25 protein-coding genes and 1 pseudogene are annotated in these 24,220 nt (G+C 70.3%); 15 read left to right on the top strand and 11 right to left on the bottom strand.

Going from position 1 to position 24,220, the window contains the following annotated elements:
• Positions 1 to 101: 101 nt before the first annotated feature.
• Complete coding sequence (locus tag BLW76_RS27990; RefSeq protein WP_091312725.1) at positions 102 to 1,361, top strand: YncE family protein; 1,260 nt, start codon at positions 102 to 104, stop codon at positions 1,359 to 1,361.
• Between the two features lie 2 nt (positions 1,362 to 1,363).
• Here the strand turns inward: BLW76_RS27990 and BLW76_RS27985 are convergent, their stop codons facing one another.
• Positions 1,364 to 1,777, bottom strand: a complete 414-nt coding sequence (locus BLW76_RS27985) for a DUF5655 domain-containing protein (RefSeq protein WP_244170339.1) — start codon at positions 1,775 to 1,777, stop codon at positions 1,364 to 1,366.
• Positions 1,778 to 1,794: 17 nt separating this feature from the next.
• The gene (locus BLW76_RS27980) at positions 1,795 to 2,253 is read right to left on the bottom strand and encodes a MarR family transcriptional regulator (protein WP_091312720.1); all 459 of its coding nucleotides are present in this window, start codon (positions 2,251 to 2,253) and stop codon (positions 1,795 to 1,797) included.
• A 220-nt stretch (positions 2,254 to 2,473) separates the two neighbouring features.
• Here BLW76_RS27980 and BLW76_RS27975 point away from each other — a divergent pair, with 220 nt between their 5' ends.
• Positions 2,474 to 3,184, top strand: coding sequence for a DUF4142 domain-containing protein (locus BLW76_RS27975; RefSeq protein ID WP_091312718.1), 711 nt, complete (start codon positions 2,474 to 2,476; stop codon positions 3,182 to 3,184).
• Positions 3,185 to 3,228: 44 nt separating this feature from the next.
• On the opposite strand, the gene BLW76_RS27970 is transcribed toward BLW76_RS27975, so the two are convergent.
• The gene (locus tag BLW76_RS27970; protein ID WP_091312715.1) at positions 3,229 to 5,022 is read right to left on the bottom strand and encodes a sigma-54-dependent Fis family transcriptional regulator; all 1,794 of its coding nucleotides are present in this window, start codon (positions 5,020 to 5,022) and stop codon (positions 3,229 to 3,231) included.
• Between the two features lie 103 nt (positions 5,023 to 5,125).
• Between BLW76_RS27970 and BLW76_RS27965 the strand changes: the two genes are divergently transcribed.
• The 9 genes and pseudogenes from BLW76_RS27965 to groL all read left to right on the top strand — a co-directional run bounded on the left by BLW76_RS27965 (position 5,126) and on the right by groL (position 14,241).
• Positions 5,126 to 5,356 (top strand): hypothetical protein, encoded by a 231-nt coding sequence (locus tag BLW76_RS27965; RefSeq protein WP_091312713.1) that lies wholly within the window; start codon positions 5,126 to 5,128, stop codon positions 5,354 to 5,356.
• Positions 5,357 to 5,452: 96 nt separating this feature from the next.
• The gene (locus tag BLW76_RS27960; RefSeq protein WP_091312710.1) at positions 5,453 to 7,102 is read left to right on the top strand and encodes a ferritin family protein; all 1,650 of its coding nucleotides are present in this window, start codon (positions 5,453 to 5,455) and stop codon (positions 7,100 to 7,102) included.
• Between the two features lie 84 nt (positions 7,103 to 7,186).
• The gene (locus BLW76_RS27955; RefSeq protein WP_091312709.1) at positions 7,187 to 8,215 is read left to right on the top strand and encodes an NADH:ubiquinone reductase (Na(+)-transporting) subunit F; all 1,029 of its coding nucleotides are present in this window, start codon (positions 7,187 to 7,189) and stop codon (positions 8,213 to 8,215) included.
• An 8-nt stretch (positions 8,216 to 8,223) separates the two neighbouring features.
• On the top strand, positions 8,224 to 9,393 hold the full coding sequence (locus BLW76_RS27950) for a ferritin family protein (RefSeq protein WP_091312706.1): 1,170 nt from the start codon (positions 8,224 to 8,226) through the stop codon (positions 9,391 to 9,393).
• A complete protein-coding gene (gene mimD, locus BLW76_RS27945; RefSeq protein ID WP_091312703.1) occupies positions 9,390 to 9,761 on the top strand; it encodes a propane 2-monooxygenase effector subunit MimD in 372 nt (123 codons plus the stop codon). The genes BLW76_RS27950 and mimD overlap by 4 nt, the downstream gene beginning before the upstream one ends.
• 34 nt (positions 9,762 to 9,795) lie before the next feature.
• Positions 9,796 to 10,833 (top strand): annotated as a pseudogene (locus tag BLW76_RS27940) (amidohydrolase family protein).
• Complete coding sequence (locus BLW76_RS27935) at positions 10,830 to 11,519, top strand: iron-sulfur cluster assembly protein (RefSeq protein WP_091312700.1); 690 nt, start codon at positions 10,830 to 10,832, stop codon at positions 11,517 to 11,519. The pseudogene BLW76_RS27940 and the gene BLW76_RS27935 overlap by 4 nt, the downstream one beginning before the upstream one ends.
• Positions 11,516 to 12,541, top strand: coding sequence for an NAD(P)-dependent alcohol dehydrogenase (locus BLW76_RS27930; RefSeq protein ID WP_091312697.1), 1,026 nt, complete (start codon positions 11,516 to 11,518; stop codon positions 12,539 to 12,541). The genes BLW76_RS27935 and BLW76_RS27930 overlap by 4 nt, the downstream gene beginning before the upstream one ends.
• Positions 12,542 to 12,549: 8 nt before the next feature.
• Positions 12,550 to 14,241, top strand: coding sequence for a chaperonin GroEL (gene groL, locus BLW76_RS27925; RefSeq protein ID WP_091312694.1), 1,692 nt, complete (start codon positions 12,550 to 12,552; stop codon positions 14,239 to 14,241).
• A 76-nt stretch (positions 14,242 to 14,317) separates the two neighbouring features.
• Here the strand turns inward: groL and BLW76_RS27920 are convergent, their stop codons facing one another.
• Positions 14,318 to 14,917 (bottom strand): hypothetical protein, encoded by a 600-nt coding sequence (locus BLW76_RS27920; RefSeq protein ID WP_091312691.1) that lies wholly within the window; start codon positions 14,915 to 14,917, stop codon positions 14,318 to 14,320.
• A 123-nt stretch (positions 14,918 to 15,040) separates the two neighbouring features.
• On the opposite strand from BLW76_RS27920, the gene BLW76_RS27915 reads away from it, so the two are divergent.
• Positions 15,041 to 15,682, top strand: coding sequence for a GNAT family N-acetyltransferase (locus BLW76_RS27915; RefSeq protein ID WP_244170338.1), 642 nt, complete (start codon positions 15,041 to 15,043; stop codon positions 15,680 to 15,682).
• Positions 15,615 to 16,133, top strand: coding sequence for an LmrA/YxaF family transcription factor (locus BLW76_RS27910; RefSeq protein ID WP_425266023.1), 519 nt, complete (start codon positions 15,615 to 15,617; stop codon positions 16,131 to 16,133). Before BLW76_RS27915 ends, BLW76_RS27910 begins: the two co-directional genes overlap by 68 nt.
• Here the strand turns inward: BLW76_RS27910 and BLW76_RS27905 are convergent.
• From BLW76_RS27905 to BLW76_RS27885, 5 genes are all read right to left on the bottom strand, one after another.
• A complete protein-coding gene (locus BLW76_RS27905) occupies positions 16,130 to 17,260 on the bottom strand; it encodes an epoxide hydrolase family protein (RefSeq protein ID WP_091312684.1) in 1,131 nt (376 codons plus the stop codon). The two genes, BLW76_RS27910 and BLW76_RS27905, sit on opposite strands and share 4 nt — an antisense overlap.
• A gap of 119 nt (positions 17,261 to 17,379) precedes the next feature.
• Complete coding sequence (locus BLW76_RS27900) at positions 17,380 to 18,159, bottom strand: SDR family NAD(P)-dependent oxidoreductase (RefSeq protein WP_091312682.1); 780 nt, start codon at positions 18,157 to 18,159, stop codon at positions 17,380 to 17,382.
• A gap of 25 nt (positions 18,160 to 18,184) precedes the next feature.
• Complete coding sequence (locus BLW76_RS27895; RefSeq protein ID WP_091312679.1) at positions 18,185 to 18,745, bottom strand: RNA polymerase sigma factor; 561 nt, start codon at positions 18,743 to 18,745, stop codon at positions 18,185 to 18,187.
• A gap of 48 nt (positions 18,746 to 18,793) precedes the next feature.
• On the bottom strand, positions 18,794 to 19,777 hold the full coding sequence (locus BLW76_RS27890) for a glutathione S-transferase family protein (protein ID WP_091312676.1): 984 nt from the start codon (positions 19,775 to 19,777) through the stop codon (positions 18,794 to 18,796).
• A gap of 8 nt (positions 19,778 to 19,785) precedes the next feature.
• A complete protein-coding gene (locus tag BLW76_RS27885; protein ID WP_091312675.1) occupies positions 19,786 to 20,262 on the bottom strand; it encodes a MarR family winged helix-turn-helix transcriptional regulator in 477 nt (158 codons plus the stop codon).
• 107 nt (positions 20,263 to 20,369) lie between these two features.
• Between BLW76_RS27885 and BLW76_RS27880 the strand changes: the two genes are divergently transcribed.
• Complete coding sequence (locus BLW76_RS27880; RefSeq protein WP_086865416.1) at positions 20,370 to 20,927, top strand: YceI family protein; 558 nt, start codon at positions 20,370 to 20,372, stop codon at positions 20,925 to 20,927.
• Between the two features lie 22 nt (positions 20,928 to 20,949).
• Here the strand turns inward: BLW76_RS27880 and BLW76_RS27875 are convergent, their stop codons facing one another.
• Positions 20,950 to 21,552, bottom strand: coding sequence for a TetR/AcrR family transcriptional regulator (locus BLW76_RS27875; protein WP_091312672.1), 603 nt, complete (start codon positions 21,550 to 21,552; stop codon positions 20,950 to 20,952).
• Between the two features lie 44 nt (positions 21,553 to 21,596).
• Here BLW76_RS27875 and BLW76_RS27870 point away from each other — a divergent pair, with 44 nt between their 5' ends.
• Positions 21,597 to 22,205, top strand: coding sequence for a hypothetical protein (locus BLW76_RS27870; RefSeq protein ID WP_091312670.1), 609 nt, complete (start codon positions 21,597 to 21,599; stop codon positions 22,203 to 22,205).
• A gap of 3 nt (positions 22,206 to 22,208) precedes the next feature.
• Here BLW76_RS27870 and BLW76_RS27865 read toward each other — a convergent pair whose 3' ends face one another.
• On the bottom strand, positions 22,209 to 24,212 hold the full coding sequence (locus BLW76_RS27865) for a glycoside hydrolase family 31 protein (RefSeq protein WP_091312669.1): 2,004 nt from the start codon (positions 24,210 to 24,212) through the stop codon (positions 22,209 to 22,211).
• Positions 24,213 to 24,220 lie beyond the last annotated feature (8 nt).

Genomic DNA, 24,220 nt, shown 5'->3' with positions numbered 1-24,220 from the left:
GGAGCGGCTCCGGTGGCCGGTTATCGTGACAATACCGGACAGTAACCTCGTTTCTCCGCGAAATCCACCGCACCTCTTCAATGCCGAAAGGGTGTCTCCCTGTGCGCAATCCCCGCCGGAAACGGTCGTACCTCTCGCGCCTGGCCTGCCTCACCGCCTCGGTCGCCCTGCTGGCGACCGGCGCCGCGGTGCCGGCCACCGGCGCCGCGGCGGCCCTGCGGGAGGTGATGTTCGTCGGCAACAACTGGGAAGGCACGGCGGACGTCATCCAGTCCCGCGGCTCGTTCGCCAAGATCGGCCGGGTGAACATCATCCCCGACAAGGACGAGCGGCTGACGGAGATCTACCTCAACCCGATCAAGCTGGCGTTCTTCCTCGGCATCCGCAACGGGCCCGGCGAAGGGCACGACCAGTTCGTCGACGACATGTACACCACGCCGGACGGCGGCTCGGTGGTGGCGTCGCGGCCGAGCTTCGCCGACGTCGTCTCGATCAACCTGACGACCGGCCGGATCAACTGGCGCTTCCCGGTCTCGGGCTTCCGCTCCGACCACATGGCGGTCTCGCCGGACGGCCGCCGCGTCGCCGTCTCCGCCTCGACGTCCAACACCGTGCACGTGCTGGACATCGTCACCGGGCAGCAGGTCGGCTCCTTCGCCACCGGCGACAAGCCGCACGAGAACGTGTTCACCGACGGCGGCCGGTACCTGTGGAACATGTCGATCGGCGAGGTCAACACCGACCTCGACGACCCGGGCTGGGACTTCACCAAGGGGGACCGGCGGATCACCGTGGTCGACGCGGCGACCTTCCGCCAGGTCAAGGTGATCGACATGCGCCAGCGGCTCGACGCCTTCGGCCGCAGCGACCTCTCCGACGCCGTGCGGCCGGTCGCGTTCACCCCGGACGGGTCGAAGCTGTACTTCCAGGTGTCGTTCTTCAATGGTTTCGCCGAGTACGACGTGGCGACCGACAAGATCACCCGGGTCAAGGAACTGCCGAAGAACCCGGCGACGAGCGACGACCGCAAGACGTTCGTCAACGACTCCCGCCACCACGGCATGTCGATGAACCCGGCGGGCACCAAGCTCTGCGTTGCGGGCACGATGGACGACTACGCCACGGTCGTCGACCGCGCCACGCTGCAGCAGGGCACCCTGGTGCCGGCGGTGAAGCCGTACTGGGCCACGGTGAGCGGCGACGGCAGCGCCTGCGTGATTTCCGAAGCCGGCGCCGACCAGGTGACGGCGATCGACTTCGCGACCGGGCGGAAGCTGCTGTCGGTCCCGGTGGGCGACCATCCGCAGCGGGTCCGCATCGGCCACGTGCCCGACGGCTGGACGGGTCCCGCGCGGTCCTGAGTTCAGGAGACGGCGAAGGCCGCGGTCAGCCAGCCGCGGACTTCGTCGTCCACATCGGACACCCCGCGCAGGCTCAGCCGGTGCCCGGCCCGCGGCCCGCTCGCCCAGCTCGCCGGGGCGATGCGGGCCGTTTCCACCGGCCGCGGCAGCCACAGGTACACGAGCACGTCCTTCGAGCGCGGGCGCAGCTCGGCCAGCTTCCGGTCCCGCTTGAGGAACACGCCGACCTTGACGGCGTCCTCGTGGACCTCGCCGAGCGTGCGCAGGTGGTCGAGGACGGCGTCGTAGACCGCGCGCTGCCACGGCGGCTTGCCGGCGAACGTCTCCTCGACCGTGCAGCCGGGGACGCACGTGTGCCCTTGGCGGGCGCGCGCGAACTCGCGGTCGCATCGCGGGCACGTCCAGCGGGTCGCCATGCCGTCCAGGATGGCACTCACAGCGCGGCCGGACCGAGCGCCGGGATGGTCGCGGCCGCGTGCAGCAGCTGCCGGGCCGCCTCGCCCGCGGCCGCCCGCTCCGCCGGCGGCAGCTTGTCCAGCAGGGCCCCCAGCGCCGCGTGCCGCCGTTCGAGCATCCGGGCCACGATCTCGTGGCCGGACTCGGTGACCTCCAGCGTGACGACGCTGCGGTTGCCCGGGCTGCGGCCGCGGGCGACGTACCCGAGGGCTTCGAGCCGGTCCGCCAGCCGCGTCACCGAGGACGCGTTGACGCCCATCGCCGTCGCCAGCTGCGAACTGGGGACCCGGCCCAGGCGGTCGAGGACGAGCAGCAGGCGCGTCTGCGGGAACGACACCTCGGGCGGGGCCGCGTGCGCGCATTCCCACGCGATCCCCACCAGCACCACGGTGAGGCTGTCGAGGGCGGCCACGTCCGCGTCTTCGTGGGGTTGCATGCCGCAATACTTGCCAACCGCAAGAGCATCGGTCAAGATGGACATCCCCGGCGCTCGCCGCGGTGTCCGGCCGGATCGGCCGCTCTTCCCTTTCGTGTGCCATCGGCGCGTTTCAAGGCTGAATCCGTTGGCGCACAAGAAAATTCCTTCGGATTTCGCTGAACCGCCTCGCGACGGCGTCCGTGTACCCCGTACCGAACTGTCGTCAGAAGGAGGAACCATGCCGGATCACCGTGGTATGACGGGCCGCGCCAAGGCCCGGACCGCGCTGGTCGTCGTGGCCACGCTCGCCGTGGTCGGCGTGGGCTCGGTGATGGTGCTGCAGGCCAATGCCCAGACCGCGCCCGGCTCGACGCAAGCCGGGGTCCCGGCGCCCGACATGGCCGGCATGCAGATGGGCTCGGCCGCGCAGGCCGGAGCCGACAGCAGCACCATCGCCGGCGCCGGGCCGGTCACCGAGCTCGACAAGACGTTCCTGATCAAGGTCCGCCAGGCCGGGCTCTGGGAGATCCCCGCCGGTGACCTCGCGCAGACCAACGCCAGCAGCGAACAGGTGAAGCGCGCCGGGCTCCACCTGCTGGACGGGCACTCGCACCTCGACCAGCTCGTCCGCGAGGACGCGAAGATGCTCGGCGTGCAACTGCCGGACAAGGCGACCGCCGAACAACAGGACTGGGTCCGCCAGCTGACCAACGCCAAGGGCGCCGAGTTCGACAAGCTGTTCGCGAACGTGCTGCGCTCGTCGCACGGCAAGATCTTCGCCACCATCGCCGAAGTCCGCGCGGGCACGCAGAACGACGTCATCCGGCGGCACGCGACGCAGGCGAACGCGACCGTCCTCGACCACATGACCGTCCTGGAGGACACCGGTCTGGTCGACGCCAAGACGATCGCGGAGGTCGCCACGGCGGTGAACCCGCCGGCGAAGTGACGCTCCGGGAAGGGAAGGTAGCCGCCCGACGGGGATCCGGGCGGCTACCGGGCCGGGGGCACGATGCCGTACTCGTGGATCTTGCGGTAGATCGTCGCGCGTGAAATGCCGAGCAGCTTCGCCGCCCGGACCTTGTTGCCGTCGGCGTCCTCCAGGCACCGCACGATGGCGTCCCGCTCGATCGACTCGAACCGGTTCAGCGGCCGCCGGGTCACCGCGTGGAACTCCGCCGGGAGGTCGCCGGGCCGGATGGTGCCCGCGCGGCGGCGCTGGGCCACCTTGCGCAGCACCTGGTGGAGCTGGCCGGTGTTGCCCGGCCACTCCGCCCGCATCAGCAGGTGCAGCGCCGCGGCCGAGCACGTCAGCCTGCCGCCGTAGCCGAGCTTGCTCAGCAGCAGCGGGACGAGCTCGGCGAGGTCGTCGACGTGGTGGCGCAGCGGCGGCACCCGCACCGTCCGGGGGAAGGACTTCAGCAGCTCGGCCAGCGCCGGTTCGGTCTCGGCCTCGGGCACGAGCGTGAGCACCACCCACGGCGCGCTCGCGTCCTCGCGCAGGGTGCGCAGGGCCGCCGCCAATGCGGTGGCGGCCGGGGCCATGAGGCGGTCGGCGTGCCGGATCACCAGGGTCCGGATCGGGGTCTCGGCGTGGTCGCGCAGCAGCGCGGCCCAGTCCGGGGCGAGGACCGCGTCGACGGTGACCAGCCGCGCCGCCGGGTGGTGGCGCTGGTGGATGCCCTTCGCCAGGGTCAGCTTGCCGGTCCCGGGCTCGCCTTCCAGGGCGACCCACTCGCCGTGCTGGTGGCCGGTGTCGAGGTCGTGCCCGCAGCGCAGCCACAGCGGCGCCGAGCCGACGACGCCGGGCAGGTACATCGGCAGCATCGGCGTCGGGACGGCGAGGGTCTTCTCGGCCTCGATCAGCTTCACCGACAGCACGCCGCCCGCGGTCTCGGCTTCGCGGCGGCCCGCGACGCGCCGGCACAGCACGCGCACCCGCAGCCCGCTCGAGAGGGCGAGGGTCGCCGGCGTCGGGCGGCCCTCGGCCAGCGCTTCGGTGGCGTGGCCGAGCAGCACCGACTGGTCGGCCGGGTCCAGCAGCTGCCGGGCCCGGTCGTTCATCATCACGATGTCCTCGTTGAACGCCAGCACGATGCCCGTCCACCGGCGGCAGGTCTGCAGGTAAGCCTGGAACAGCAGCATCTCCCGCAGGTCGCTGTGCCGCAGCAGGGCCTGGCGGATCTGCTCGGCCGTCGACCGGGCCAGCGCGACGAGCAGGCCGCCCGCGTCCTTGTACCAGCAGGTGAGGTCGACGGCGCCGACCTTCTTGCCCGAGATCGGATGGTGGATCGGCACCCCGGCGCAGGCCAGGTTCTCCAGGTGCTCGGCGTAGTGCTCGTGGCCGAACACCGTCGTCGGCCGCCCGTCCTCCAGCGCGGTGCCGATGCCGTTGGTGCCGACGGACTGCTCGCCGTAGCTGAACCCGGGCACCAGTTCGACGCGCTCGAGGTGCCGGGCCAGGTCGGCGTCGCCGGTCCGCTGGGTGAGCACGACCCCGCTCGTGTCGGTGAGGATGAGGCTGATCGGCTGGCCCTCGAACTGCTCGCCCAGCTTGGCCAGCACGGGTTCGGCGCCGCGCATGAGCGGGATGTCGAGGTTCTGGTCGCCGAGGTAGCGCGGGTCGATCCGGTCGGCGTCGACGCGGAACTCCCGCGACCGCCGCCACGAGGCCAGGATCGTCGGCCGGACCGCGCCGTCGGGCACCGGTTCGGAGGTCAGGAAGCACACCCGGCTGCGGGCGAGCGCGTCGTCGGCGAGCAGGGTGCCGGGCGCGATCTCGTCCACGTGACCTCCCGTAGTGACGCCCGTCCAGGGTAAGCGCGCGGGCGCGGCGGCGGTGTCTCAAATTGAGACGCTCCCGCCCGCGCGGCGGCGGTGCGATGGGGACATGGCCGCCGAGACGTACAACCCGTGGACGATCGTGCACCTCGCCTTCACACACCTGGCCGAGCAGGGGCTGCACCCGGCGCTCGGCGCGGACGGCGATCCCGGCGAACCGGCCGCGGCGCTCCTGCGCGCCTTCGGGATCGTCCCGGCGGCCGAGGGCGACGCGCGGGTGCGGGCCGGCGTCCACGACGAGCTGGCCGCCCTGCGCGCGCGGCTGCTCGACACACCGTGATCAGCGGCGCTGTCTCAGATTGAGACCCGCGCCGCGCACGAGGGCCCGCCTAATGGTCAACGCCGGGCCGGCGAGCCGTGAACAAGGGAGTGAGCCATGAGTCGCCAGAGTGTGGCGAAAGCCCACCAGAAGATCCAGGAACTGTCGTGGGAACCGGCGTACCACACCCCGGTTTCGCACTACGGCACCGACTACACCTTCCGCAAGGCCAAGAAGAAGGACCCGCTGAAGCAGGTCCTCCGCTCGTACTTCCCGATGCAGGAGGAAAAGGACCACCGGGTCTACGGCGCCGAGGACGGCGCGATCCGCGGCAACATGTTCCGCCAGGTCCAGGAACGCTGGCTGGAGTGGCAGAAGCTGTTCCTGTCGATCATCCCGCTGCCGGAGATCTCCGCCGCGCGGGCGATGCCGCTGCTGTTCCGCACGGTCCCGAACCCGGAACTGCACAACGGCCAGGCGATCCAGATGATCGACGAGGTCCGGCACTCGACGATCCAGCAGAACCTCAAGCGCCTGTACATGCAGAACTACATCGACCCGGCGGGCTTCAACTCGAGCCTGCGCAACTTCCAGAACGACTACTGCGGCACCATCGGCCGCCAGTTCGCCGAAGGCTTCATCACCGGTGACGCCATCACCGCGGCGAGCATCTACCTCACGATCGTCGCCGAAACGGCGTTCACGAACACGCTGTTCGTCGCGATGCCGGCCGAGGCCGCCGCGAACGGCGACTACCTGCTGCCCACGGTGTTCCACTCGGTGCAGTCCGACGAATCCCGCCACATCAGCAACGGCTACGCGACGCTGCTGATGGCGCTGTCGGACGAAAGCAACCACCAGCTGCTCGAACGCGACCTGCGGTACGCGTGGTGGAACAACCACGCCGTCGTCGACGCCGCGATCGGCACGTTCATCGAATACGGCACCAAGGACCGCCGCAAGGACCGCGAAAGCTACGCGGAAATGTGGCGCCGCTGGATCTACGACGACTACTACCGCTCCTACCTCGTCCCGCTGGAGAAGTACGGGCTCGTCATCCCGCACGACCTCATCGAAGAAGCCTGGAACCGGATCTGGAACAAGGGTTACGTCCACGAAGTCGCGCAGTTCTTCGCCACCGGGTGGCTCGCCAACTACTGGCGCATCGACCCGATGACCGACGAGGACTTCGAGTGGTTCGAGTACAAGTACCCGGGCTGGTACGACAAGTACGGCAAGTGGTGGGAGAACTACAACCGCCTGGCCACGCCGAACGGGCACCACCCGATCGTCGCCGAGAACGTCGACTACGTGTACCCGCACCGCTGCTGGACCTGCATGGTGCCGTGCCTCATCCGCGAGGACATGGTGGTCGACCAGGTCGACGGCCAGCACCGGACGTACTGCTCGGAGACCTGCCGCTGGACCGACGCCGAGGCGTTCCGGCCCACCTACCAGGGCCGCAACACCCCGAACATGGGCAAGCTGGTCGGCGCCCGCGAGTGGGAGACGCTCTACCACGGCTGGAACTGGGCCGACGTCGTCTCCGACATGGGCTTCGTCCGCGACGACGGCAAGACCATGGTCGCCCAGCCCCACCTGGACCTCGACCCGAAGAAGATGTGGACGCTCGACCACCTGCGCCGGATGCCGGCGGTGCAGTCGCCGAACGTGCTGCTCAACCAGATGACCGACGCCGAGCGTGCCGCGTTCGTCGCCGACTACCACCGCCAGGGCCCGGCCGGGCGCCCGGCGCCGCAGGCCTGACGAGACCACAGGGGCGGCACTTTCACGTGAAAGTGCCGCCCCCAGGTAGGCACTTTCACGTGAAAGTGCCGGATTGGGGCGGGGATGGCGGAGAAGCATCGGGTCCGGTTCGAGCCGGTCGGGATCGAGATCGACGTCGCCGAGGACCAGACGATCCTGCGCGCCGCCGCCGAGCAGGGCGTCATGCTCATGCACGGCTGCAAGGAAGGACAGTGCGCGGCCTGCAAGTCGTTCCTCCTCGACGGCGACGACGTCGAACACGACCGGTACTCGACCTTCGCGCTTCCCGACTACGAAAAAGAGGAAGGCTTCACGCTGCTGTGCCGGGCCCACGCCTACGAAGACCTGACGATCGAGCTGCTCAACTACGACGAGGAGATGATCCAGTCCGGCCTGCCGATCCAGGAGGCCACGGTCGAGGTCGTGGCGAACGATCCGGTGACCCACGACCTGCGGCACCTCGTGGTCCGGCTGGACGGCGACCTGAAGTTCTTCCCCGGCCAGTACCTGGACTTCGCGGTCCCGGGCACCGAGGAGACGCGGTCGTTCTCGATGGCCAACACCTCGGCGCGCGACGGCTTGCTGGAGTTCGTCGTCAAGATCTACCCCGACGGGTTGTTCTCCCGGTTCCTGTCCACCGAAGTCGCGGTCGGCGACCGGCTCCGGGTGACCGGCCCGTTCGGGGTGTTCACCCTCCGCGACAACCCGGGCGCGGACCTCGTCTTCGTCGGCGGCGGGGCCGGGATGGCGCCGATCCTGTCGCTGCTGCGGTCGATGGCCGAGCGTGGGATCGACCGGAAGGCCGTCTTCTACTACGGCGCCCGCCGCCGGCACGACCTCTGCTTCGAGGCCGAGCTGCGGGCGCTGGAGGAGAAACTCCCGGGCTTCCGGTACGTCCCCGCGCTGTCCGAGCCGGGTGACGACGACTGGACCGGCGAAACCGGCTTCGTCACCGACGTCCTGCGCCGGGCCGGCGTCGACCTCACGGGCGCCGACGCCTACGTCTGCGGGCCACCGCCGATGGTCGAGGCGGCGCTGGAGCTGCTGCCCGCGCTCGGCGTCGACGGCAAGCGCGTCTTCTACGACAAGTTCACCACCACGGGCGAAGGGTAGGAAAACCCATGACAGCCACTTCCGAACGCAGCGTGCCGAAGCCGGCGTTCACCGACGCCGAGGCGGGCGCGAAGGTCTTCCCCGACTCCACCGCCCGCCAGTACAACTACTTCACCCCGGCCAAGCGCAAGCAGAGCCACTACGAGGACGTCACCGTCGAGGTCCAGCCCGACCCGCGGCACTACCTGTCCCAGGGCTGGCTCTACGCCTTCGCCGACGGCCAGGGCGGCTACCCCCTGGAATGGACGGCGCTGAAGGCGTGGGGCTCCGACCGGCCGCTGCCCGAACGCGGCCCGGGCTCCGGCGGTCAGGGCTACGACTGGCCGGCCCACGGCTGGCACGAGTTCCGCGACCCCAACGAGGAATGGGAGCTCACGCTCTACCGGTACAACGCGAACGTCGTCCGCCAGCTCAACCAGAACATCGACGCCGCCCGCCAGGCCAAGGCGTTCGAGCAGTGGAACCGCAACTGGGTCGACTTCGTCGCCAAGCACGTCGGCGCCTGGATGCACGTCGACCACGGCCTGGGGCTGTACTTGTTCACCAACGCCAACCGGCGTGCCCCGACGAACATGCACAACAACGCCATCTCGGTGAACAGCATGCACCGGATCCGCGCGGCCCAGGACCTGGCGTTGTACAACCTCACGCTCACCGAGGAGATCGAGGGCTTCGACGGCACCGCCCACCTGTCCACCTGGAACGAAGACCCGGCCTGGCAGGGCGTGCGGGAGACCGCCGAGCAGCTGACCGGGATCTGGGACTGGTGCGAGGCGGTCTTCGCCGCGAACGTCGTCTTCGAACCCCTCGTGGGCGAGCTGTTCCGCAGCAACCTGGTCCAGCAGGCCGCGCCCGCCAACGGCGACTTCGTCACCCCGACCCTGATCGGCGCCGAGGAGTTCGACTTCTCCGAACGCGACCTCCGCTACACGAAACCGCTGTTCCACCTGCTGATCAACGACAAGGAGTTCGCCGGCCACAACAAGGCGCTGCTGCAGAAGTGGCTCGAGGACTGGGTGCCGCGGTGCATCGCGGCCGCCCGGACACTGCAGCCGCTGTGGTCGCAGCCCGACGCCAAGCCGATCCGGTTCGAGGACGGCCTCGACCGCGTGAAGAGCCGGTTCGCCGGCATCCTGTCCGAACTGGGCCTCAAGGCACCCGAGGAGCTGGGCCAGTGACTGTCTTCAAGACCGCGGAAAGCCCGTTCAAGGCCGACAACACCGCGTCCAACATGTGCGGCTTCACCCTGATGAACAACCAGGTGGGCGCGATCATCGCGGAAGTGATGGGAACGAAGGACAACGTCACCATCACGCCGCTGCCCTCGATGATCCGGGTCGACGCCGTCGGCCGGATGGAGGTCGTCTACGCCGAGGTCGACGAGGCCGCCGGCGAGGAAGAGGGCTGGTTCACCGCGGCCGAGTTCGAGGAGAGCATGTCCACCCACTACGGGCGGATGATCCACGAGGACGACCGCACGATCATGTTCGCCAACCCCGAAGACGCGGCGGAATACCTCGACTTCGACCTCAAGCCGATCAAGTAAGCGAAGCACTCGATCCCGCTCAGGAGGATCAACCATGTACGAAAAAGACGGCGAGAAGTATTTCGTGGTGGACGCCCACACCCACTTCTGGGACGCGAGCCCGGAGAACTGGGTGGCGGGCCAGGAGGAATACGCCAAGGGCTGGATCGAGTGCTTCCACGCCTACCAGGGGCTCGGCCCGCAGGAGACGCACTGGCCGCTCGACCGGTTCCAGAAGTACTCCGAGGAACTGATGATGCACGACCTGTTCGAGGTCGGGCACGTCGACAAGGCCATCTTCCAGCCGACCAACCTGCGGCAGTGGTACAAGACGGGCTTCAACACCACCGAGAACGACGGCGCGCTGGCCGAGAAGCACCCGGACAAGTTCCTCGTCAACACGACCTTCGACCCGCGCGAAGGCGAAGCGGGGATGAAGGCCTTCGAGGAACGCGTCAAGCGCTACAACTGCAAGGGCGTCAAGCTCTACACGGCCGAGTGGCGGGGTGACTCCCGCGGCTGGAGCCTGAAGGACCCGGCGGCGGCGCGCTACCTGGAGAAGTGCGAAGAGCTGGGCGTCACCAACATCCACATCCACAAGGGACCGACGATCTGGCCGCTGGACAAGGACGCCTTCGACGTGTCCGATGTGGACCAGGTGGCGACCAGTTTCCAGGGCCTCAACTTCATCGTCGAGCACGTCGGCCTGCCGCGCATCGAGGACTTCTGCTTCATGGCCACCCAGGAGCGCAACGTCTACGCGGGCCTCGCCGTCGTGGTCGGCGGCCTGATGCACGCCCGGCCGAAGTTCTTCGCCAAGGTCATGGGCGAGCTGATGTTCTGGCTCGGCGAGGACAAGCTCATCTTCGGCGCGGACTACGCGATCTGGGAGCCGAAGTGACAGGTCGAGGGCTTCGTCGACTGGAACATGCCGGATGACGAAGAGCTGTCGGACTTCGCGCCGCTGACCGTCGACCAGAAGAAGAAGATCCTCGGGCTGAACGCCGCCCGCCTCTACGGCATCGACGTACCGGAAGAGCTTCGGTTGAAGGATCCGGAGAACGTCGAGCCCGTCGGCGTGCCGAACTCATGACCGCCGTGGTGACCGGGGCCCGCGCCGCCGTGTGGGCGGCGCTGGGCACCGTCCGGGATCCCGAACTGGACGAACCCCTCACCGACCTCGGGTTCGTGGCCCGCTGCGAGGTGAGCGACGCGGGCCACGCCGTCGTCCGGCTGCGGCTGCCGACGTACTTCTGCGCGCCGAACTTCGCGTTCCTGATGGTCGCGGACGCCTACGACGCCGTGGCCGGGGTGCCGGGCCTGACCGGGCTCGACATCCGGCTCGACGACCACTTCGCGTCCGACGTCATCAACCGCGGGGTCGCGGCGCGGCAGGGGTTCGTGGCGTCGTTCGACGGCGAGGCCGTCGACGAGCTGGACACGCTGCGGTACGACTTCGTCCGCAAGGCCGTGCTGGCCGGCACCGACCGCGTCTGCCGGTCCCTGGGCCGGGACCCGGCGTCCCTGACGCTGGGTGACGTCCCGCCGAGTCCGGACCTCGACCGGCTGCGGGCCCGCCGCCGCGAGCTCGGCCTGCCTGCCGAGGACGGCGACCCGCTGCTGCTCGACCCGGCCACCGGGACGACACCGGTCGACGCGAAGCGGCACCTCGCCTTCGCGCGGCTGACCCGCACGAGCATGGAGGCCAATTCGGGCGTCTGCCGCGGCATGTTGCGCGTGCGGTACTCGCTCGACGCAGAAGAGGAGGGCACGGGATGAAGGCCGTGCGGCTGCAGAAGTACCACCAGCACCCGGTGATCGAAGACGTCCCGGAGCCGCGCGCCACCGGGCCCTTCGACGTCGTGGTCAAGATCGGCGGCGCCGGCGTCTGCCGCACCGACCTGCACATCATCGAGGAGCAGTGGGCCGAGAAGTCCGGTGTCGAACTGCCGTACACGATCGGCCACGAGAACGCGGGCTGGGTGCACGAGGTCGGCCCGGCAGTGACGAACGTCGAGGTCGGCGACACGGTCATCCTGCACCCGACGCCGACGTGCGGGCTGTGCCACGCCTGCCGCGCGGGCGACGACATGCATTGCCCGAACGGGAGCTTCCCCGGCATCAGCAGCGACGGCGGGATGGCGGAGTACCTGCTGACGTCGGCGCGGGCGTGCATCAAGCTCGATCCCTCGACGTCGCCGTCCGACGTGGCGGCGTTGGCCGACGCCGGGATCACCGCCTATCACGCGGTGCGCAAGGCCGTCCCGCAGCTGTACCCGGGCACCACCTGCGTCGTCAACGGCGCCGGCGGGCTCGGGCACATCGGCATCCAGTCCCTGCGCGCGCTGACGGCGGCCCGGGTGATCGTGGTCGACCGCAACGCCGACGCTCTGGAGCTGGCGTCGACCCTGGGCGCCGATTTCACAGTCTTGGCCGACGGCAAGCAGGTCGAAGCCGTGCTCGACCTGACCGGCGGCCATGGCGCCGAGGTCGTCCTCGACTTCGTCGCCGAGCAGGGCGCCCAGCAGGACGCCTTCGCGATGACCCGGCGCGCCGGGTCGCACTTCGTCATCGGCTACGGCTCGAACATCGAGATCCCGACGATCGACATCATCTCCACCGAACGCAACGTCATCGGCAACCTCGTCGGCACCTACAACGACCTGGCCGAGCTGATGGTGCTCGCCCAGGCCGGGAAGGTCACCCTGCACACGAAGAAGTACCCCCTGGACGCGGCGCTCGACGCGCTGGCCGACCTCGACGCCGGACGCGTGCGCGGCCGGGCCATCCTCACCCCCTAGGAGCAGCCATGGCGAAGGAACTGCGGTTCGGTCCGGACGCCCGCGACCTGCTGCTGGCGGGCGTGGACAAGCTGGCCGAAGCGGTCAAGTCCACGTTGGGACCCAAGGGCCGCAACGTGATCATCGAGAAGATCACCGGCTCGCCGGTGGTCACCAACGACGGCGTCACCATCGCCCGCGAGATCCACCTGAAGAACCAGTTCGAGAACATGGGCGCGCAGCTGGTCAAGGAAGCGGCGATCAAGACCAACGACGTCGTCGGCGACGGCACCACCACGGCCACCGTGCTCGCCCAGGCGATCGTCCGCGAAGGCATGCGGGCGATCTCGGCCGGCGGCAACCCGGTGCTCGTCAAGCGCGGCATCGACCACGCCGTCGGGCTGCTGGTGGCCCACCTGGAGAAGCAGGCGCACCCGGTGGTGTCCGAACAGGACTACGCGCGGGTGGCGGCGATCTCGGCCAACGACGACGACGCCGTCGGCGCGGTCATCGCCAAGGCCCTGCACACCGTCGGCGACGGCGGCGTGGTGACGGTCGAGGAGTCGCCGTCGATCGGGATGAGCGTCGAGTTCGTCGAAGGGTTCGAGTTCGACAACGGCTACCTTTCGCCGTACCTGGTCACCGACCCGGGCCGGCTGGAAGCGGTGCTCGACGACCCGTACATCCTGATGTGCGCGGAGAAGATCACCAAGGTGCAGCAGCTGATGCCCCTGCTGGACAAGGTGATGCGGGCGCCGAGGCCGTTGGTGGTGATCGGCGAGACGGTCGAGGGCACGGCGCTGTCCATGCTGGTGCACAACCACATGAACGGCACGTTCCAGTCGGTGGCCGTCCGCGCACCCGGCTTCGGCGACCGGCGGCTGCACAAGCTGGAGGACCTCGCCGCGATCGTCGGCGGCGCGGTGCTCTCGCGGCAGTCCGGGTTCACGATGGAGACGATGACCCTGGAGCATCTCGGCCGGGCGAAGCAGGTCCGGGTCACCGAGAACCGCACCACGATCGTCGGCGGCGCCGGGTCGTCCGAGGCGGTCGATTTCCGGGTCGGGCAGCTGCGGGCGGAACTGGAACGCGCGCAGTTCGGCGTCGACGAGGACGTGCTGACCGAACGGATCGGTGCCCTGACCGGCAAGGTCGCGGTGGTGCGGGTCGGCGCGGCCACCCCGGCCGAGCTGAAGGAGCTGCAGCACCGCGTCGAGGACGCCTTGTCGGCGACCCGGGCGGCGATGGCCGAGGGCATCGTGGCCGGCGGGGGAGCGGCGCTCCTGCACGCCGAAAAGGCTCTCGAAGGCCTCGGCTTGGACGGTGACCAGGCGATCGGCGTCGAGATCGTCCGGCGGGCCCTGGCCGAACCGGCGTTCCTCATCGCGCACAACGCGGGCCACCCGGCGCACGAGATCGTCGCCCGGACCCGCGAGCTGGGCGACGACGAGGGGTTCGACGCCCTGCACGACCGCTACGGCGACATGATCGCGCTCGGCGTGGTCGACCCGCTGCGGGTGTGCCGGTCGGCGGTGCAGAACGGCGCGTCGGTGGCCGGCCTGCTGCTCACGACGAACTCGCTGATCGCCGAGGAACAGACGCCGTGGGGCGGCAGCCCGGCCCTGATGACCGAGTTCGGCCCCCTGGACGAGGGCCTGCACCAGCCGTCGCCCGACGCCAGCACACCGCAGTCCCTCGGGATGGGCCCCTCCGTCGGCTGAGTCCCACGTCCGTCAGCCTGCGGAGTGAGGAGGTCTTCCCGCCGGTGTCCTGAGCCCCGGCGGGGAGACCTCCGGCTCACGGGGCGAGGCCGTGCCGGGCCAGCTCGTACCCGGCGAGCTTGTCGATGACGTCCCGGTCGCGCTCCCGCCAGCCGGTCGCCGCCTGGTCCACCGCAGCCAGGCGCCGCAGCGGCTGCGTGGCGAGGGCCCGCAGCGCGAGCAGGTCGCGCCCTTCGTCGCCCAGGGTCCGCAGGTGCGCGGCCGCGGTGGCGCGGCGGGTGAAGTTCCAGCGCAGCGGCAGCCAGGTGAGGGCCAGGGCGAGGACCGGCAGCGCGATGATGATCGCCGCCAGCCACCACGCCAGGTTCTCGACGGCGTCGATCTGCCAGCGGCCGGCGTCGGTGAGCTTGGTCCCGACGTCCGAACCGCTGTGCAGGGCCCGGGCCAGCGCGTCCCCGACGAGCGGGATCTTGTCGGCGGAGTTCGCCGCGGAGTCGAAGGTGCCGCGCAGGCCGGTGCCGGCGTCGACCAGCCCGTCGCCGGGGGCCCGCAGCTTCATCACCTCGTCGTACACCGAGGTCCCGAGCCAGACCGCCAGGACGACGAGCAGCACGGCCAGCAGGTCGCTGACGAGCTGGGCGGTGCGGCGGATCGGCCGTTCGGCGTAGAGCTGCATCGTCGGCTGCCTTTCGCGGTGGGGGCCACGGCAACGTACCCGCGTGCCCGTGGCGTGAACCGCCACGGTCGGCTATGACGCCGGTCATGGTGTTTTCCGCGCGGCTGTGGTCTCATGGGGACTATGACCACTGTCATAGAGGTCGCGGCTCGCTCGCAGGTGGCCACGCTGGTCGCCGCCTGCTCGCCGGACAGTCTCCGGCGCCGGTTCCTGATGGGCGGACCGGCCCGTCCGGCCGACGTTTTCCAGCGTTACCAGCGGTTCCTGCTCGCCGGGCCACCGGACGGCGTCGCGCTGCTCGCTCTCCGCGGCGGCACTCCGGTGGGGCTGCTCAACTTCGTTTCGGAGACGCCGGGGGAGGCGGAGATCGGGATCCTCGTCGCCGACGCGTGGCAGCGGCAGGGGATCGGCAGCACGCTGAGCCGGTGGCTGTGGGCGTCCGGGCGCTGGGCGGGCTGGACCGTGCGGGCGACCGTCCAGGCCGGCAACACCGGCGCCGAGGCGTTGCTGCTGGGCCAGGGGTTCCGTCCGGTGCCGTCCTACGAACGCGGCGAACGCGACTTCGCGCTGGTCGTCCCGGACTGGGCTACCATGACGGACGTCATGAAGGAGGCAGCCGATGACGAGGACACCGCGCGAGCGGATGGTGCTCAGCGCCGCGCAGCTGGTGCGGATCCACGGTGTCGGGGCGACCGGCATGCGGGACGTGGTCGCCCACGCCGAAGCCCCGCGGGGGTCCCTGCAGCACTACTTTCCCGGCGGTAAGAACCAGCTGATCGCCGAGGCCGTCACCTGGGCCGGCGACTACGCGGCCCGGCGCGTGGCGCGCGTCGCGGCGAAGCTCGAGAACCCGACGCCCGGTTCGCTGTTCGAGGCCATGGCCACCCAGTGGCGCGACGAGTTCACGACGGCGGGCTTCGACGCGGGCTGCCCCCTGGTGGCGACGGTCGCCGACGCGGCGGCCACCAGCGACAACCTGCGCGAGGCGGTCGGCAAGGCGTTCGAGGGCTGGCAGCGCCCGGTCGCGGCGACCCTCGAGCAGCTGGGCGTGCCCCCGGCCCGCAGCGGATCCTTGGCCGTGCTGATGCTGAGTGCCTTGGAGGGCGCGATCGTCCTGGCGCGGGCGCACCAGGACGTCGCGCCCCTCGACACGGTGGTGGCGGAACTGCGGCCGCTGCTCGACGGCGCCGTGGACAAACGCCGACGACGGGTCTAGAGGTCGCGGAAGAACTCCCGGATGTCCTGGACGAGCACGTCGGGCGCCTGCAGCGACGCGAAGTGCCCACCGGTGTCGTACTCGGTCCAGCGCGTCACGGTGTTCGACAGCTCGGCCAGGCCGCGAATGGCGTGATCGCCGCGGAAGTTCACGATGGCGGTCGGGACACCGGAGGGTGCGGGCCGTTCACCCCAGCCGTCCTGGCCGGCTTCCAGGTAGAGGCGCGCGGCCGACCCGGCGGTGCCGGTGAGCCAGAAGATCGTCACGTTGGTGAGGAGGGCGTCCCGGCTCACCGGGGTCTGGCCGGTGGTGGCCGGATCCCAGTCGACGAACCACTCGAGGTTCCACGCGAGCTGCCCCGCTGGGGAGTCGTTGAGGGCGTAGGCGAGGGTCTGCGGCCGGGTGGCCATCTGCGTGGCGTAGCCGGAGTGGGAGTACCACCAGAGTTCGTTCTCCTGAGCTTTCTTCCGGTCCTCTTCGGACAGTCGTTCGAGATCGCCGGGAGCGGTCGCCACCCCGGCGTTGGCGACGGCGTTGAGGTGCACACCGGTGACCGCCTCCGCAGCTTGCCGGCCGAGTTCGGGCGAGACGATGCTGCCGAAGTCGCCACCGTGGGCGCCATAGCGGTCATAACCGAGCCGGCGCATGAGCTCGGCCCAGGCCTTCGCGACGCGGCGGGTGTTCCAGCCGCGTTCGCGGGTCGGTCCGGAGAAGGCGAACCCGGGCACGGACGGCGCGACGACGTGGAAGGCGTCCGCCGGGTCCCCACCGTGGGCTCGCGGGTCGGTGAGCGGCCCGAGAATGCCCCGGAAGTCGGCGATGGTGCTCGGCCAGCCGTGGGTGATGATGAGGGGAGTGGCGTTCGGTTCCGGGGATCGCACGTGGACGAAGTGGATGCGCTGGTTGTCGATGGTCGTTGTGTACTGGGGATGTTCGTTGAGGGCGGCTTCCTGGGCTCGCCAGTCGAAGCCGTTCCGCCAGTAGTCGACGAGGTCCTTGAGGTAGGTCTCGTTGACGCCGTAGTCCCAGTTTGCGTTCGGTAGCTCGCCTGGCCAGCGCGTCTGGGCGAGGCGGTGGTCGAGCTCGTCGAGGTCTTGCTGGGGGATGGTGATGTGGAAGGGATCCATGGAGTCACGGTCTCGCGGATATAGGACAGAACCCGTCCTGAGCGAGCGCCGAGACCTGGTGGGAGTGCACGTTCCGGTCGATGGTCTCGGGTGTCAAGGACAGATATCGATCAGGCTTCTCACGTGTGCGTGCCGCCGTCGATGCGGATCTCTGTGCCCGTGATGAACTTTCCGTCCTCCGAGGCCAGCATTGCCACCACTCCCGCCACCGTCTCCGGGCCTGCCACCGCGTTGCCCACCTCTGTCGTGTGGTCCGTCGGCAGGATCGGCAGCAACCGGCCGAACAGCGAAAAGTCCACGTCCGACGGCAGCCAGCTCGCCGCCGAGTCCGTGATGCCGCTCTTCACGCTTCCCGGGGCGATGCTGACCGCGCGCAGGCCCCGCTTTCCGTACTCCAACGCCAGGGCGTGCGTGAACGCCTGGATCCCGCCTTTGCTCGCCGAGTACGCCGCCATGTACGGGTGGGCGAACGAGGCCGATGTCGAACTGAAGTTGACCACCACTCCCGCCGACGACTCCAGCAGGGCCGGGAGGGCCGCGCGTGTCACCAGGAACGTGCCCGTCAGGTTCACCGCCAGCACCCGGTTCCACGACTCCAGCGACGTCTCGTGCGTGTGCGATGCCAGCAGGATCCCCGCCGCGTTGACCAGGACGTCCAGGCCGCCGAGGGCGACGACCGCCGCCTTCACCCCGGAATCCACCGACGATTCGTCCGCCACGTCCATCGTGAACGTCGTCAGGCCCGGGGGAGCCGCCGCCTGGGTGCCCGACAGTCCTTCCGCGGACACGTCCGTGCCGACGACCTGGGCTCCCTCCTCCAGCAAGCGCAGCGTGGTGGCCCGGCCGATGCCGGAACCCGCACCGGTGACCAGGACTCGGCGATCGCGCAGGCGTTCCATGACGATCACCGTAGCCACTACGCACCTACGGCGACCCCGCGGCGTGCCTTACCCAGACGACGGGACGCGACACGTCCGGCGGGCCGGATAGCTGCCGAGCCGTCGCGAACACGCCCGTCGCCGTCACGGACGCCGCCACCGCGAGCGCAGCCGCCTGTGTGACGTGCTTCAGCAGCGGCCGCCCGGGCGCCCGGGTCTCGCGTCGACGCAGCTTCTGCAGCGCGCAGCCGATGGTCGCCTCGACCGTGGCCGGTGTGCGGGCGACGATCTCCGCGATGTCCGTCGTGCTCAGCTCCAGCCCGTACCGCAGCACGACGACCTCCCGCTGGCGGCGGGACAACCCCTCCAGCGCCGGGCGCGGACGCACGGGCCGCCGCCGCGTCAGGCGCACGACAGTCGCGCGGAGCCGGGTGATCGCCCGGTCGTCAGGGGCTCCCCGGAGCCGGACGAAGGCCTCCTGCGCGATGCCCTCGGCGTCGTCCGCGCCGAGCAGGTGGGCCAGTCGCGCGAGGCGGCCGAAGTGCTCGGCGAACAGGGCCCGGAACAGCACGTCCTGGTCGCCGGGCGCGGCCTTCGGAGTGTTCACGGTGCCCTCACGCCCGAGTGGCGCCGTCGGTTTAGCCCCGGCCGGAGATCAGAGCGGGGGCACCCGCTCGGGCTCGGGCGGCGGGCCCGGGGGTGTCCCGTCGCCGAACGGGCGGCCGCCCAGCTCCTCGCGGCCGTGGGGGGTGAGCCAGCCCGACGGGTCCGGGCCCAGCGGGACGATGCCCGTCGGGTTCACGTTCTTGTGCACCACGTAGTAGTGCTCCTTGATCTGGGGGAAGTCGATCGTGTCGCCGAACCCGGGCGTCTGGAACAGGTCGCGCGTGTACGCCCACAGCACCGGGAGCTCGGCCAGCTTCTGGCGGTTGCACTTGAAGTGGCCGTGGTACACCGCGTCGAACCGGACGAGCGTGGTGAACAGGCGGACGTCCGCCTCGGTGATCGTGTCACCCACCAGGTACCGCCGGTCCGCCAGCCGCTCCGACAGCCAGTCGAGACAAGCGAACAGTTTCCGGTAGGAGTGCTCGTACGCCTCCTGGGACCGGGCGAACCCGCACTGGTACACCGCGTTGTTGACGTCGGTGAACACCTTCTGCGCCACCTCGTCGATCTCGTCGCGCAGCTTCTCCGGGTACAGCTCCGGGGCCCCGGGCCGGTGGAACTCCGTCCACTCCGTCGACATGTCCAGCGTCATCTGCGCGAAGTCGTTGGTGACGACCTGGCCGGTCGGGATGTCGACGAACGCCGGGACCGTGATGCCGCGGGGGTACTCCGGGTCGCGCTTGAAGAACGCCTCCTGCAGGCGCTCGATGCCGAGGACCGGGTCCTTCGAACCCGGATCCAGGTCGAAGCTCCAGCTCCGCTCGTCGTGCACCGGGCCGGCGATCCCCATCGACAGCACCGGCTCCAGGCCCAGGAGCCGCCGGACGATCACCGCGCGGTTCGCCCACGGGCACGCGCGGGCGACCACCAGCCGGTAGCGGCCCGGCTCCACCGGCCAGCCGTCGCGGCCGTCGGCGGTGATCCGGTCCGGGATGTAGTTCAGGTCCCGCTTGTACTCGCCCTTGTCGCTCATCGGCGTCCTCAGCAGTCGTCGGTCGGGGGAGCGGTGTCCAGTGCCGCGGCCAGCCGGGCCAGCACCGGCCCGGCCGTGCGGATGTCCTCGGCGCTCAGGTGGTCGAACACCGAGGCCCGCACGCGGGCGAGGTGGCTCGGGTAGGCCGCCTCCAGTTTGGCCAATCCGGCCTCGGTCAGCACGGCGTTGGACGCGCGGCCGTCTTCGGCGCACCGGCGCTTCTCGACCAGGCCGCGGCGGGTCAGGTCGTCGACGACCCGGCTGATCCGGCTCAGCGACAGCCCGGTGGTCGCCGCCAGCGCCGAGATGCGGAGCAGGCGGTCCGGCGCCTCCGACAGCGCGACCAGCACGCCGTAGTCGGTGATCGCGAGGCCCGTCTCGGGCAGGAAGTGGTCCTCCAGCGCGCGCGGCAACGCCGTCATGATGCGCATCAGCGGCCGCCAGAAGGCGGCTTCGTCGAGGTCGAGCGCGGCCAGATCACCCATGTCGGCGACTCTACCGAAAGCTTGCTTGCGCAACCAGCCAAAGTGAGTACAGTGTCGTTGAACCCTCAATCACCGGGGGGTGCCACCACGAGGAGAGAAGAACAGCGATGACCAGCGCGACCACCTACCCCCAGCTGACCGGCGAATACACCCTCGACGCCGCCCACTCGCGGATCGGGTTCGTCGCCCGGCATGCCATGGTGACCAAGGTGCGCGGCAGCTTCAACGAGTTCACCGGCGCCGCGACCATCGACGGCGACGCGCCGGAGAAGTCGAGCGTCCAGGTGACCATCCAGGCCCACAGCATCGACACCCGCAACGCCGACCGCGACGGGCACCTGAAGAGCAACGACTTCCTGTCGATGGACGAGTACCCGCAGATCACCTTCACCTCGACCGAGATCAAGCAGACCGGCGACACGAGCTTCGACGTCACCGGCGACCTGACCATCAAGGACGTCACCCGTTCGGTCACCGTCCCGTTCGAGTTCGAGGGCTCGGCCAAGGACCCGTTCGGCAACGACCGGATCGGCTTCGAGGGCTCGACCACGATCAGCCGCAAGGACTACGGCATCACCTGGAACGCCGCCCTCGAGACCGGTGGCGTGCTGGTGAGCGACAAGGTCACGCTGGAGTTCGAGATCTCCGCGATCAAGTCCGCCTGACCGGCGGGAGCGGGAACCGGGCTCACCGGTTCCCGCTTGCCCGCAGGTTGCCGATGCCGACGTCGAGCGCCGCTTCCAGGTGGTCGATGCGGCCGGTCGACAGCATCACCACCACGCCGCCCTGGATGCCGGCCAGCAGGGCGGCCGCCGCGCGTCCGGCGTCCAGGTCCTGGCTGACCTCGCCGGCCCGCTGCAGGTGGCGGATGCCCGCCTCGATCTCGTCCTGCCAGCGGTGCAGCAGCTCGGTCACCACGGCCTGCGCCCCCGGTGTCGCCCGGCCGAGCTGGGAGATCAGCACGTTGAGCGGGCAGTGCTGCCCCCGGCTGTCGTAGTGCGAGACGACCGTGTCGCGCCAGCGCCGCCACGCCGCCCACGACGTCAGCCTGCCCAGCTGCGGCTGCTGGACCTCGATGACCTGGTCCGCCTCGTACCGCGCCACCGCCAGCAGGAGCTCTTCCTTGCCGTCGGGGAAGTAGTGGAAGAGCTGGCTCTTGCTCGTCCCCGTCCGCGCCCGGACGTCGTCGAGCGTCGTGACGGCGACCCCGCGCTCGCGGATCTCCGCCGCGGCGCCCTCGACGATCCGCTGCCGCGTCGCGGCACCCTTCGGGGTCAGCTTTGGACTCACAGGTCCACTTTAATTCGCTGGCCGCGCCCGGGACAATCATCGGTATGTCGACCATCACGCCGTTCGCGATCCTCGCGGTGATCGGCGCCGTGTCCGGGGCGGTCACGGCGTGGCTGCTCCTGCGCCGGGACCGTCCGGCGGAGGTGCTCACGCCGTCGGCGCCGCCGGAACCGGTGCCCGAGGAGGTCGAAGCCCGGCTCCTGGCCGACGACTACACCACCCGGCTGGCCGCGCTGGACTCCTTCGCCGAGCACGCCGACGGCCACCCCGACCGCCGACGGCAGTGCGTCGACGAAATCCTCGCCGAGTTCGGGTACGAGTGGCCGGACCAGCCGGCGTGGCAGGCCGAGCTGTGGCGGCGCCTGCTGCCCCACCTGCGTCCCGGGTCGCCGCGGTTCTGGCCCGGGATGGACCTGGACTTCGACGACCTGGTGCTCCACGCGGTGGACCTGCGCGGCTGCGCGGTCGGCAAGGCGAGCTTCGCCGGGACGTACTTCGCCGGACCCGTGGACTTCACGGGCATGACGGCCGCCGAGTTCGACTTCACCGGGGCGCAGGTCCGGACCGACGCCGACGTGGTCCGGACCTGGCCGCGGGGCTGGGCACCGGGCGAGCCCGAGCCCCAGCCGTGGGTCGAGCTGCGGGAGCGGTAGCCGCTACGGCTCGCGGATCGGCAGGTCCGCCCCGTCGCGGAGGAACACCGGGATGCGCTCCGCCGGGGCCGGGGCCTCGACCCACTCGCCGCCCGCGTACCGCTCGCCGGTCACCGCGTCCGTCCACGTCGCCCCCGCCGGGAGGTACACCCGGCGGGCGGTGACGCCCGGTTCCAGCACCGGGGCCACCAGCACGTCCGGGCCGAGCAGGAACTGGTCGTCGACGTCCCAGGCCGCGCTGTCCGCCGGGAAGTCGACGAACAGCGGGCGCATCGGCGGGATGCCCTGCTCGTGCGCCACCCGCATCTGCTCCATCAGGTACGGCCGCAGCCGCTCGCGCAGCCGCAGCGACCCGGTGATCGACTCGTACGCGGACTCGCCGTACGACCAGACCTCGTTGGGGCCGCCGGTCATCTGCGGGCCGAACGCCGGGCGCGGGTCGCGGTAGCCGTGCAGGCGGAACAGCGGGCAGAACACGCCGTAGGAGAACCACCGCACCATCAGCTCGCGGTATTCGGGCGAGGAAGGGTCGCCGCCGTGGAAGCCGCCGATGTCCGTGGTCCACCACGGGATCCCGGCCACCGCCACGTTCAGCCCGGCCCGCACCTGCGTCCGCAGCGACTCCCAGGTCGCGCCGATGTCACCCGACCAGAGCGCCGCCCCGTAACGCTGGCTGCCCGCCCACGCCGAGCGGGACAGCAGCACCACCTCGTCGTCGCCCTCGGCGCGGATGCCGTCGTGGAACGTCTGCGCGTTGGCCTGCGGGTAGAGGTTGAACACCTCCGCGCCGGGGCCGGCGTGGAAGCCCAGGTTGTGCGGGTGGCCGGGCTGGATCTCCGGCTCGTCGCCGTCCAGCCACCACGCGCGCACGCCCAGGTCGTAGTAGTTCTCCTTGACCTTGCTCCAGACGAACTGCCGCGCCTGCGGGTTGGTCGCGTCGTAGAACGCCACCGGCATCTCGACGTCGAAGCCCTTGTCCTTCCACGGCGCGTGGAACGGGACGCCGCTCTCCGCGGCGACCAGGAGCCCTTGCTCGTGCAGCTCGCGGTAGTTCTCCGACAGCGGGTTCACCGACGGCCACACCGACACCATCAGCTTGACGCCGAGATCATCGAGCTCCCGCACCAGCCCGGCCGGGTCCGGCCAGTCCGCGGTGTCGAACTTCCAGTCGCCGAGGTGCGTCCAGTGGAAGAAGTCGGTCACGATCACCGACAGCGGCAGCCCCCGTGCGTGGTACTCCCGCGCGACGGACAGCAGCTCCTCCTGCGTGCGGTAGCGCAGCTTCGACTGCCAGAACCCGGCCGCCCACTCCGGCAGCATCGGCGCGTGGCCGGTCGCGTCGGCGTAGTGACCGAGGATCTGGCGCGGGCCCTCGCCGGTGGTGATCCAGTAGTCGATCTGCCGGGCGTCGTCGGCGACCCAGCGGGTGCCGTTGGCGGCCAGCTCCACGCGGCCGACGGCGGGGCTGTTCCACAGGAACCCGTAGCCGCGGCTGGACAGCAGGAACGGCACCGACACCTCGGCGTTGCGCTGCACCAGGTCGAGCACGAGGCCCTTCTGGTCGAGCCGGCCGTGCGTGCGCTGCCCGAGACCGAAGATCCGCTCGTCGTCGTAGGCGGTGAACCGCTGTTCGAGGCGGCCGTAGCCGTTGCGGGAGGGCATGAACAGCCGCGCCCCCGGCCACCAGAAGTGCGCGCGCTGCTCGGAGAGCAGCTCCTCGCCGGTGCCGGTGCGGACGAACTTCAGCTGCGTGTCGATGCCGGTGTCGGTGTCGGCGATCTCGACGATCGCGGTGAGCGCGCCGTTGACGACCCGGCCGGTGCGTCCCTCCACGGTCGCGGTGGCGGCGGACGGCTTCGCGGGCAGCAGCGCACCCGGGACGTCGTCGAGGATGCGGTGCCGTCCGGCGCGCACGCGGAGGCTGTCGGCGCCCCACGGTTCGACGCGCAGCACCTCGTGCCGCACGCGGACTTCGAGCGAGCGGCCGTCTTCGGTCGTGGCGATCACGCGGTGTC

The organism is Amycolatopsis tolypomycina, assembly GCF_900105945.1.
Lineage (GTDB): Bacteria > Actinomycetota > Actinomycetes > Mycobacteriales > Pseudonocardiaceae > Amycolatopsis > Amycolatopsis tolypomycina.
This window is presented reverse-complemented; position numbering and strand designations above follow the sequence as displayed.

Coding starts and splice junctions, on each gene's coding strand:
- BLW76_RS27890 (WP_091312676.1), bottom strand. CDS start 19,777: ATGAGCGACAAGGGCGAGTACAAGCGGGACCTGAACTACATCCCGGAC.
- groL (WP_091312694.1), top strand. CDS start 12,550: ATGGCGAAGGAACTGCGGTTCGGTCCGGACGCCCGCGACCTGCTGCTG.
- BLW76_RS27885 (WP_091312675.1), bottom strand. CDS start 20,262: ATGGGTGATCTGGCCGCGCTCGACCTCGACGAAGCCGCCTTCTGGCGG.
- BLW76_RS27950 (WP_091312706.1), top strand. CDS start 8,224: ATGACAGCCACTTCCGAACGCAGCGTGCCGAAGCCGGCGTTCACCGAC.
- BLW76_RS27980 (WP_091312720.1), bottom strand. CDS start 2,253: ATGCAACCCCACGAAGACGCGGACGTGGCCGCCCTCGACAGCCTCACC.
- BLW76_RS27900 (WP_091312682.1), bottom strand. CDS start 18,159: ATGGAACGCCTGCGCGATCGCCGAGTCCTGGTCACCGGTGCGGGTTCC.
- BLW76_RS27935 (WP_091312700.1), top strand. CDS start 10,830: ATGACCGCCGTGGTGACCGGGGCCCGCGCCGCCGTGTGGGCGGCGCTG.
- BLW76_RS27915 (WP_244170338.1), top strand. CDS start 15,041: ATGACCACTGTCATAGAGGTCGCGGCTCGCTCGCAGGTGGCCACGCTG.
- BLW76_RS27880 (WP_086865416.1), top strand. CDS start 20,370: ATGACCAGCGCGACCACCTACCCCCAGCTGACCGGCGAATACACCCTC.
- BLW76_RS27930 (WP_091312697.1), top strand. CDS start 11,516: ATGAAGGCCGTGCGGCTGCAGAAGTACCACCAGCACCCGGTGATCGAA.
- BLW76_RS27975 (WP_091312718.1), top strand. CDS start 2,474: ATGCCGGATCACCGTGGTATGACGGGCCGCGCCAAGGCCCGGACCGCG.
- BLW76_RS27920 (WP_091312691.1), bottom strand. CDS start 14,917: ATGCAGCTCTACGCCGAACGGCCGATCCGCCGCACCGCCCAGCTCGTC.
- BLW76_RS27960 (WP_091312710.1), top strand. CDS start 5,453: ATGAGTCGCCAGAGTGTGGCGAAAGCCCACCAGAAGATCCAGGAACTG.
- BLW76_RS27985 (WP_244170339.1), bottom strand. CDS start 1,777: ATGGCGACCCGCTGGACGTGCCCGCGATGCGACCGCGAGTTCGCGCGC.
- BLW76_RS27955 (WP_091312709.1), top strand. CDS start 7,187: ATGGCGGAGAAGCATCGGGTCCGGTTCGAGCCGGTCGGGATCGAGATC.
- BLW76_RS27910 (WP_425266023.1), top strand. CDS start 15,615: ATGCGGGACGTGGTCGCCCACGCCGAAGCCCCGCGGGGGTCCCTGCAG.
- BLW76_RS27870 (WP_091312670.1), top strand. CDS start 21,597: ATGTCGACCATCACGCCGTTCGCGATCCTCGCGGTGATCGGCGCCGTG.
- BLW76_RS27965 (WP_091312713.1), top strand. CDS start 5,126: ATGGCCGCCGAGACGTACAACCCGTGGACGATCGTGCACCTCGCCTTC.
- BLW76_RS27905 (WP_091312684.1), bottom strand. CDS start 17,260: ATGGATCCCTTCCACATCACCATCCCCCAGCAAGACCTCGACGAGCTC.